Below are 8365 nucleotides of genomic sequence, written 5' to 3' on the forward strand. Positions count from 1 at the left end.
ACGACGACTCGCTGCGCTGGGACACCGAAACGGTCTGCGGGGCGTGCGGGGACGCGGTGGCCGTGTGCGGGAGGGAGCTGCCGAACGAGATGCGGGAGCGGATGCTCGCCGAGCACGGGCGCACCGATCTGCGGCTGGCGGACTCGGCGCAGCGGCTGACCGTCGTGCGGGTGCTCCGGGAGCGACTCGGCGTCGGGCCGACCGAGGTCCGGGCGCTCGCGGAGCAGGTGATGGCCGGGGAGTACGGCGGAACGCGTCCGGAGACGGAGCTGCTCGCACGGAGACTGCGAGCCGCGGGGGTCGACGCCGTCGCCGTACCGGCCTAGTCTCGGAAGCGCGGTATCTCTGACTGAGTCAAGTATCCGGGGGCGATCATGACGGTCCAGGACGTCCGTGCCTTCAACCGCTTCTACACCGGCGTCATCGGCGCCCTCGACTACGGCCGTCACCTGTACGCGCCGTACACCCTCACCGAGTCCCGCGTGCTGTACGAGCTCGCGCACGCCAGGCAGCTGGACGCGGCCGACCTGCGCGCCCAGCTCGATCTGGACGCGGGGTATCTGAGCCGCATCCTGAACAGGTTCGAGGAGGCCGGGCTGGTCGAGCGCAAGCCGTCCGAGGCGGATCCGCGCCGCAGGAGCGTCACCCTCACCGCACGCGGGCGGGACGCCGCCGGGCTGCTGGACGAGCGGGCGCGGGAGACGGTCGGGGCGCTTCTGGACACCGTGGCAACCGAGGACCGGCCACGGCTGGCGGAGGCGATGCGGACCATCCGGGGCATCCTCGGGGACGGGCCGGCACCGGCGCCCGGGGAGGTCGTGCTGCGCGAGCCACGCCCCGGCGACCTCGGCTGGATCGTGCAGCGCAACGCCGCCCTCTACGCGGCCGAGTACGGCTGGAACGCCGACTACGAAGGCCTGGTGGCGAGGATCGTCGCCGACTTCGCCGAGGACCACGACCCGCATCTGGAGCGGGTGTGGATCGCCGAGCTGGAGGGCCGTCCGGTGGGGTGTGTGATGTGCGTGCGGGACGATGTCCCGGCCACCGCCCGGCTGCGGCTGCTCCTCGTCGAGCCCGAGGCGCGCGGGCACGGTATCGGCGACCGGCTGGTGCGGGCCGTCGTCGACTTCGCGCGCGGGGTCGGCTACCGCGACCTGGTGCTCTGGACCAACGACGTGCTCAGCAGCGCCCGCCACCTCTACCAGCGGCACGGCTTCGCGCTGGTCGCCGAGAAGCCGCACCGCTCCTTCGGCAAGGATCTGGTCGGCCAGGACTGGCGGTTGGATCTGCACGGATCGGGCACCTGACGAGTAGGGTCCGGGACATGAAGCTGGCGTTCTCCACTCTTGGTGTCCCCGGCCTGCCCGTGCCTGAGGTCCTGGCGCTCGCGACCACGCACGGCTATCACGGCGTCGAACTGCGCGCCCATCCCGAGGAGCCGGTGCACCCGGACCTCACCACCGCCGAGCGCGCCGAGACGGCCGCGCTGTTCAAGGCGGCCGGGGTGGAGCTGCTCGGCCTCGCCGGGTACGCGCGTGTCGCCGCGCCGGGTGACGACACCCCCGTCATCGACGAGATCCGCCGACTCCTGCAGTTGGCGCACGACCTGGGTGCCCCTTTCGTGCGGGTGTTCCCCGGCGCCGACCCGGACCGTCCCCACGAGGAGTCCGACGCCGTGGCCGCCCGGCGGCTGGGCACCGCCGCCGAGGACGCCGCCGCGCTCGGGGTCCGGATCCTGCTGGAGACCCACGACTCGCACCCCACCGGCGCCGACGTGATCCGCGTCCTCGGCCCGGTCGGCCACCGGCAGGTGGGCGCGCTGTGGGACGTGATGCACACCTGGCTGGGCGGCGAGCAGCCCTCGGACAGCTACGCGGCCCTGGCCCCGCACCTCGGCTACGTCCAGGTCAAGGACATCGCCTCGGCCGAGGACACCACCCCGCTCCCGCTCGGCGCCGGCGTCCTCCCGCTCACCGAGTGCGTGGACGTCCTGTGCCGGCACGGCTGGGACGGCTGGCTGTGCTGGGAGTACGAGAAGCGCTGGTACGAGGGGGCCGCCCCGCTCCCGGAGCTGCTGGGCGCGGGCCGCGACCATCTCGTACGACTGCTCGGCGAGGCCGCCTAGCACGCAGGGCGGGCGCCGGATAATTCGCTGGCCGGAGCCGAGGGGGCCGGTTAGCCTCCCCCGGTGATCCAGCAGCCCTCCCCGCGCGCCCTCCCCCGCCCCCGTTCCCTCTCATGAGCCTCACCCGCTCACTCATCGACGTACGGCCGCTGCGCGCCTCGCCCGTCTTCCGGCGGCTGCTGATCGGGCGGACCGTGTCCGTGCTCGGCGGGTTCATGACCGTGGTGACGGTCATGTACCAGGTGTGGGACATGACCCACAGCACGGCGTGGACCGGCGCGGTCGGGCTGGCGCAGGCGCTGCCGCTGATCGCGTTCGGGCTGTTCGCGGGGGCCCGGGTGGACCGCGCGGACCGGCGCCGGATCTACCTGACGGCCACCGTGGGCCAGGCCGCCTGCTCCCTGCTGCTGGCCGTGCAGGGCTTCACGGGCCAAGTCCCGGTGGCGGGCGTGCTCGCGCTGGTCGCCGTGCAGTCGACGTTCGGCGCGCTCGGCGCCCCGGCGGCCGGGGTGTTCGTACCGCGTCTGCTGCCCAAGGACCAGGTGGCCGCCGGTCTCGCCCTGAACCAGATCACCGGCCAGTCGATGATGCTGATCGGCCCCGCCCTGGCCGGTGTGCTGCTGGGCTGGCTGGGCGTCGGCGCCTGTTATCTGCTCGACGCCCTCAGCTTCTGTGTCGCCTTCTACGGCGCCTTCGGGCTGCCCGCGCTGCGTCCGGAGGGCGCGCCGTCACGGGCGGGTGTGCACGGGGTGCTGGACGGGCTGCGGTTCCTGGCCGGGCACCGGGTGGTGCGGGGCGCGCTGATCACCGATCTGGCGGCGACCGTGCTGTCCTTCCCGGTCAGTCTGTTCCCGCTGGTCAACGCCGAGCGCTTCGGCGACGACCCGCGCACCCTCGGTCTGTTCCTGTCCGCACTCGCGGTGGGCGGCATCGCGGCGACGGCCCTGTCCGGCGCGCTGACCCGGCTCGGCCGGCCGGGCACGGTGATGCTGTGCACGTCCGCCACCTGGGGCGCGGCCCTGCTCGGCTTCGGCCTGTCGACCGACCCGTGGACCGGCCTCGCCCTGCTCGCCGTCGCGGGGGCGGCGGACTCCACCTCGGTGGTCTCCCGCTCCACGATCGTGCAGACCCGCACCCCGGACGCCCTGCTCGGCCGGGTCACGGCGGCCGAGCAGATCGTCGGCCAGGCGGGACCCAACCTCGGCAACATTCGGGGCGGCCTGGTCGCCGGCTGGACCTCCGGCGCCACCGCCCTGGTCACCGGCGGACTGATGTGCGTGCTGGCGGTGGCGGCGGTCGCGGCGACGACGCCCGAGCTGCGGGACGGCGCCACGGGTTCGCCGGACGCGCCGTGAGGGGTGCGGAGCCGTCCAGGCACCGGTCGAGGACGGCCGGCCAGGAGCCGTAACCGGCGTCCAGGTCGAGGTGGGCGGCGCCCGGGACGACGTCGGCGGGGATGCCGAGCGGTGTGCCGAAGACGCGCTCGGCGCCCTCCGGGCAGCGACTGAGCCGGGCGGCGGCCCGGTCGGCCGCTGCCGGCTGATCCCGCTCAGCCGATCCCGCTCAGCGCCCCGAACGCCTCGTGGAAGCCCGGGAACGTCTTGCGCACGCAGCCGGGGTCGTCGTACGACAGACCGGGTGTGCGCAGGCCGGTCACCGCGAAGGACATCACGATGCGGTGGTCGCCGTAGCTCTTGATCCCGACGTCGGGCAGGGGCGCGCCGGGCCGGATCTCGATCCAGTCGGGGCCGGTCGCCACGTCCACGCCGAGCCGGCGGAGGTTCTCCGCACAGGCCTCCAGCCGGTCGCACTCCTTCACCCGTGTGTTGGCGACGTCCTCGATGCGGACGGGTCCGGAGGCGAACGGCGCGATCGCGGCGAGCGTCGGCATGGTGTCGGAGACGTCCCGCATGTTCACGGTGAGCCCGCGCAGAACTCCCGTGCCGCGTACGGTCGTCCGGTCCTCGGCCACCTCCACGTGCGCGCCCATCCGCCGCAGCACCTCGACGAACCGCAGATCGCCCTGGAGCGCCGCGGAGCCGAGGCCGGGCACGGTCACCTCACGGCCCGGGGTGACGGCCGCCGCGGCGAAGAAGTAGCTCGCGGTCGAGGCGTCCGGCTCCACCGCGTAGGTGGTGGCGCGGTACCCGCCGGCCGGGACCTCGAAGACGTCGCCGTCCCGGACCGCCTCCACCCCGAAGGCCCGCATCATCGCGAGCGTGATCTCCACGTACGGCGCCGAGACCAGGTCGGTCACCCGGATCCGCAGTCCCGTGCGGGTCAGCGGGCCCAGCAGGAGCAGCGCGGTCAGGTACTGCGAGGACTCGCCCGCGTCCAGCACGACCTCGCCGCCCTCGACCCCGGCCGCCCGGACCGTCAGGGGGTGGTGGCCCTCGGCCTGCTCGTGCCGCAGGTCGACACCGAGGTCGCGCAGCGCTCGCGTGAGTGGGCCGAGGGGGCGCCGGCGCATCTGCGGAGAGGCGTCGAAGCGGTAGGTGCCGTGGCCGGCGGCCGCCAGGGTGGGCAGGAAGCGGGCGGTGGTGGCGCCGTCGCGGCAGTGGACGTAGGCCTCGGCGAGCGCCGGGCCCTGCGGGCGGCCGTCCACCTGCCAGACCTCCGGGGTGCGGCCCACCCGGTAGCCGAGCCGGACCAGGCCCTCGGCGAAGCCCTCGGTGTCGTCGGAGCGCAGGGGCCGTACGAGGGTGCTGACACCGTCGGCGGCGGCCGCGAGGAAGAGCGCGCGGGCGGTGATGGACTTGGAACCGGGGATGTCGACAGCGGGCATGGCCGCCATGATGGTCCGCCGGCCGGGCGCGGGGGCGGAACGTCCACGGTCTGGACCCGTCGGGACAGTAGTCCGGCGCACGGGAACCCATTGCCGCCGAAGGCCGTCCAACGCTCAGGCTGCCGGACAGTCCCGTGGTGCGGTGTCGGCCCTCGCCGCTGGCCGCGAACGCCGACGCACCCTCTCCGCCGCACCACGCCCGACAGCCCACCGCCATCGGCGCGCCCCCCTCCCATGCGCCGATGGCGGCCTCGTTCTGGCTTACTGTGCATTGTCTTGACGGAAAGAAACTTCCCGGATATTGGTGACTCCTCGGAAGTTTCCTTCAGCGGTTCTCCTCTGGAAGGAGCGCACGTGCACGACAGCAGCACGGGAAGCACGGGAAACACCGCACGGCCGTCCAGACGGACCGTCCTCGCAGCCACTGCGGGACTCACCGCCGCGCTGACCGTACCCGCCCACGCCGCCCACGCCGCCGCCTCGAACGACCGCAGACTCCGCGCCCTCGTCTCCCGCATGAGCCTGGAGGAGAAGGTCGGCCAGCTCTTCGTGATGCGGGTCTACGGCCACTCCGCCACCGCCCCCGACCAGGCCGACATCGACGCCAACCTCCAGGAGATCGGCGTCCGCACGGCCGCCGAACTGATCGCGAAGTACCGGGTCGGCGGGATCATCTACTTCACCTGGGCCCACAACACCCGGGACCCGCACCAGATCGCCGACCTGTCCAACGGCATCCAGCAGGCCTCCCTGGAGCAGCCCCGGGGCCTGCCCGTGCTCATCGCCACCGACCAGGAGCACGGCATCGTGTGCAGGGTGGGCAAACCGGCCACGCTGTTCCCGGGCGCGATGGCGATCGGAGCGGGCGGCTCCCGGTCCGACGCCCGCACCCTCGGCCGGATCTCCGGCGCCGAACTGCGCGCGATGGGCATCAACCAGGACTACTCGCCCGACGCCGACGTGAACGTCAACCCGGCCAACCCGGTGATCGGCGTACGGTCCTTCGGGGCCGACCCGGCCGCGCTCGCGGCCCTGGTGGCGGCCGAGGTGAAGGGCTATCGGACCGCCCGGGTCGCGGCGACGGCCAAGCACTTCCCGGGGCACGGCGACACCGCCGTCGACAGCCACACCGGCTTCCCGGTCATCACCCACAGCCGGGACCTGTGGGAGAAGCTGGACGCGGTGCCCTTCCGGGCCGCGATCGAGGCGGGCATCGACTCGATCATGACCGCCCACATCCAGTTCCCGGCCCTCGACGACTCCGGGGACCCGGCCACCCTCTCCCACCCGATCCTCACCGGCATCCTGCGCGGCGAACTCGGCTACGACGGGGTCGTGGTCACCGACTCCCTCGGCATGGAGGGCGTGCGCACCAAGTACGGCGACGACCGGGTGCCGGTGCTGGCCCTGAAGGCCGGCGTCGACCAGTTGCTCAACCCGCCGTCGCTCGACGTGGCGTGGAACGCGGTCCTCAGGGCCGTCCAGAACGGCGAGCTGACCGAGGCCCGCCTGGACGAATCGATCCTGCGGATCCTCCGGCTGAAGGCACGTCTCGGTCTCCTCGACCGGGCCCAGGTCACCCGGTCCGGTGTCGACCGCACGGTCGGCACCGAGGCCCACCTGGCCGCCGCGGACCGGATCGCCGAGCGGACCACGACCCTGCTGGTCAACGAGGACGGCGTACTCCCGCTCGACCACGCCAGGGAGCCCAGGGTCCTCGTCGTCGGCGCCGACCCGGCCTCCCCGTCCGGCACCACCGGCCCGCCCACCGGTGTCCTGGCCGGCGCCCTGACCGAACTGGGCTTCACCGCCACCGCCCTGTCCACCGGCACCGCGCCGTCGGAGACGGTCGTCGCCCGTGCCGTGGCGGCGGCACAGGACGCGGACGCGGTGGTCGTCGGAACGTACAACGTGACGGCGGGCAGTACCCAGCGCACCCTGGTCGAGCGGCTGCTCGCGACCGGCACACCGGTGGTGGCGGTCGCCGTCAGAAACCCCTACGACGTGGCCCAACTCACCTCGGTGAAGGCATACTTGGCGTCCTATTCCTGGACCGACGTCGAACTGCGGGCCGCGGCCCGGGTGATCGCCGGGCGGGTGGCTCCGCGCGGAAGGCTCCCGGTGCCGGTGCAGCGGGCGGACGATCCGGCGCAGGTGCTGTATCCCCTCGGCCACGGGCTGACGTACTAGACGTACGTCACGTAACGGACACAAACCCCCCAAAGGGCGGAAACCATCCCGCATGTCTGGCGTGGCCTCGGCGACGGGGCCACGCTGGACGGGGGTGTCTGGGGGGAATGCGATGCTCGGGAAAGGTGCCGCGGGGGTGGCGCACCGGCTGCTGCCGGCCGCCCCCGCCCTGATCGCCCTGGCCGCCCTGCTCACCGGGTGCCAGGGCCCGGCGGACGCCCCCGTGGGCAACGCCCGGCCCGCCACCGTCCTCCCCTCCGGCTACGGCGCCCAGTTCCTCGCGGTCGGCGAGTGCAGCTCCTTCGGCACCGCCGGCTTCACCGAGGTGCCGTGCGCGGGCGAGCGGGCCGCCGCCCGGGTCGTGGCCCGCTACGACGGCGCGGTCACCGACGGTCCGCTGTGCCCGGCGGCCACCGACTTCGTCCTGCACATCAGCGAACAGCGGCCGGCGGGCGACGAGGACGGCGACGGCGCGATCCCCCAGGGCTACGCCTGCATGCGCAACCTGGAACCCCCGCACCCCGGCGACCCGGGCGGCGGAGGCGGCCCGCGCACGATCCCCGGCGACTGCGTGTACGACTCGGGCGACGGCCAGGTGCGCGAGACGGCGTGCGACGGCTCGGGGCGCCGGAAACCGCGGTACAAGGTCACGAAGGCGGTGACCGACCGGTCCTCCTGCCCCGCGACGACGGTCCTCTACGTCCAGTTGGGCGGCAGGAACCCGGTGGGCTGCGCCCGGCCGGTGTGACACCTCCTTCGTACGGCCCACTCCGAGCTGCGGCATATGCCAGGAGAGCCGGAAGCTGGCTGGGACCCCTGACGGACACCCGCACCCACCGAAGGAAGCGCCATGACCGCTCTGACCCAGATCCCCCTGGAGGGCGGGGGCTCCGTCCTGGTCGAGGCGCCCGCCGCGGTGGCGGGCCCGGTGAAGGCCGGACGGATCACGGACATCGTCCGGGAGATGCCGGCCACCCTGCAGGAAGCTCTGGGGCCGATCACGGACGCGGCCGAGGCCGCCCTCGACCAGCTGCGCAAGGCCCGCCCCGACGAGATCACGATCGAGTTCGGCGTGGACCTCGCGGTCGAGGCCGGGGCGGTGATCACCAAGGGCAGCGCCGCCGGCCATCTGCAGGTGACCGTGTCGTGGAAGGGCGAGGGTTCCTGACGGTTCGCGGGGGGGGGGGGGGGGGGGGGGGGGAGCGGGGGGGGGGGGGGGGGGGGGGGGGGAGAGAGAGAAGAAAATGCCACCCCCCCCCCCCCCC

General features: G+C 73.7%; 8 protein-coding genes and 1 pseudogene. 7 read left to right on the forward strand and 2 right to left on the reverse strand.

The features are described from left to right. The 4 genes from AC07CM_RS08140 to AC07CM_RS08155 all read left to right on the forward strand — a co-directional run. Window positions 1-326, forward strand: a 326-nt coding sequence (locus AC07CM_RS08140; protein WP_478875507.1) for a hypothetical protein, incomplete at its 5' end; no start/stop codon positions are given. Window positions 327-374: 48 nt separating this feature from the next. Next, a complete protein-coding gene (locus AC07CM_RS08145; protein ID WP_478875508.1) occupies window positions 375-1307 on the forward strand; it encodes a bifunctional helix-turn-helix transcriptional regulator/GNAT family N-acetyltransferase in 933 nt (310 codons plus the stop codon). 17 nt (window positions 1308-1324) lie between these two features. Further along, window positions 1325-2125 (forward strand): sugar phosphate isomerase/epimerase family protein, encoded by an 801-nt coding sequence (locus AC07CM_RS08150; protein ID WP_478875509.1) that lies wholly within the window; start codon window positions 1325-1327, stop codon window positions 2123-2125. Between the two features lie 113 nt (window positions 2126-2238). Beyond that, window positions 2239-3480, forward strand: coding sequence for an MFS transporter (locus tag AC07CM_RS08155; RefSeq protein WP_478875510.1), 1242 nt, complete (start codon window positions 2239-2241; stop codon window positions 3478-3480). Here AC07CM_RS08155 and AC07CM_RS08160 read toward each other — a convergent pair. Continuing rightward, window positions 3470-3625: pseudogene (locus AC07CM_RS08160) on the reverse strand (RBBP9/YdeN family alpha/beta hydrolase); the annotation flags it as partial. The gene AC07CM_RS08155 and the pseudogene AC07CM_RS08160 sit on opposite strands and share 11 nt — an antisense overlap. Window positions 3626-3674: 49 nt before the next feature. Next, entirely contained in the window at window positions 3675-4910 is a 1236-nt protein-coding gene (gene aroA, locus AC07CM_RS08165) for a 3-phosphoshikimate 1-carboxyvinyltransferase (RefSeq protein WP_478875511.1), read from the reverse strand. A gap of 354 nt (window positions 4911-5264) precedes the next feature. Between aroA and AC07CM_RS08170 the strand changes: the two genes are divergently transcribed. The 3 genes from AC07CM_RS08170 to AC07CM_RS08180 all read left to right on the forward strand — a co-directional run bounded on the left by AC07CM_RS08170 (window position 5265) and on the right by AC07CM_RS08180 (window position 8268). Continuing rightward, window positions 5265-7100, forward strand: a complete 1836-nt coding sequence (locus tag AC07CM_RS08170; RefSeq protein WP_478875512.1) for a glycoside hydrolase family 3 protein — start codon at window positions 5265-5267, stop codon at window positions 7098-7100. Window positions 7101-7212: 112 nt separating this feature from the next. Continuing rightward, window positions 7213-7848 carry a hypothetical protein gene (locus AC07CM_RS08175; RefSeq protein WP_478875513.1) on the forward strand — a complete coding sequence of 212 codons (636 nt, stop codon included), beginning with the start codon at window positions 7213-7215 and terminating at the stop codon, window positions 7846-7848. Between the two features lie 102 nt (window positions 7849-7950). Beyond that, the gene (locus tag AC07CM_RS08180) at window positions 7951-8268 is read left to right on the forward strand and encodes a CU044_2847 family protein (RefSeq protein ID WP_478875514.1); all 318 of its coding nucleotides are present in this window, start codon (window positions 7951-7953) and stop codon (window positions 8266-8268) included. The last annotated feature ends 97 nt before the right edge of the window (window positions 8269-8365 follow it).

Source organism: Streptomyces sp. NPDC044061, assembly GCF_056434305.1.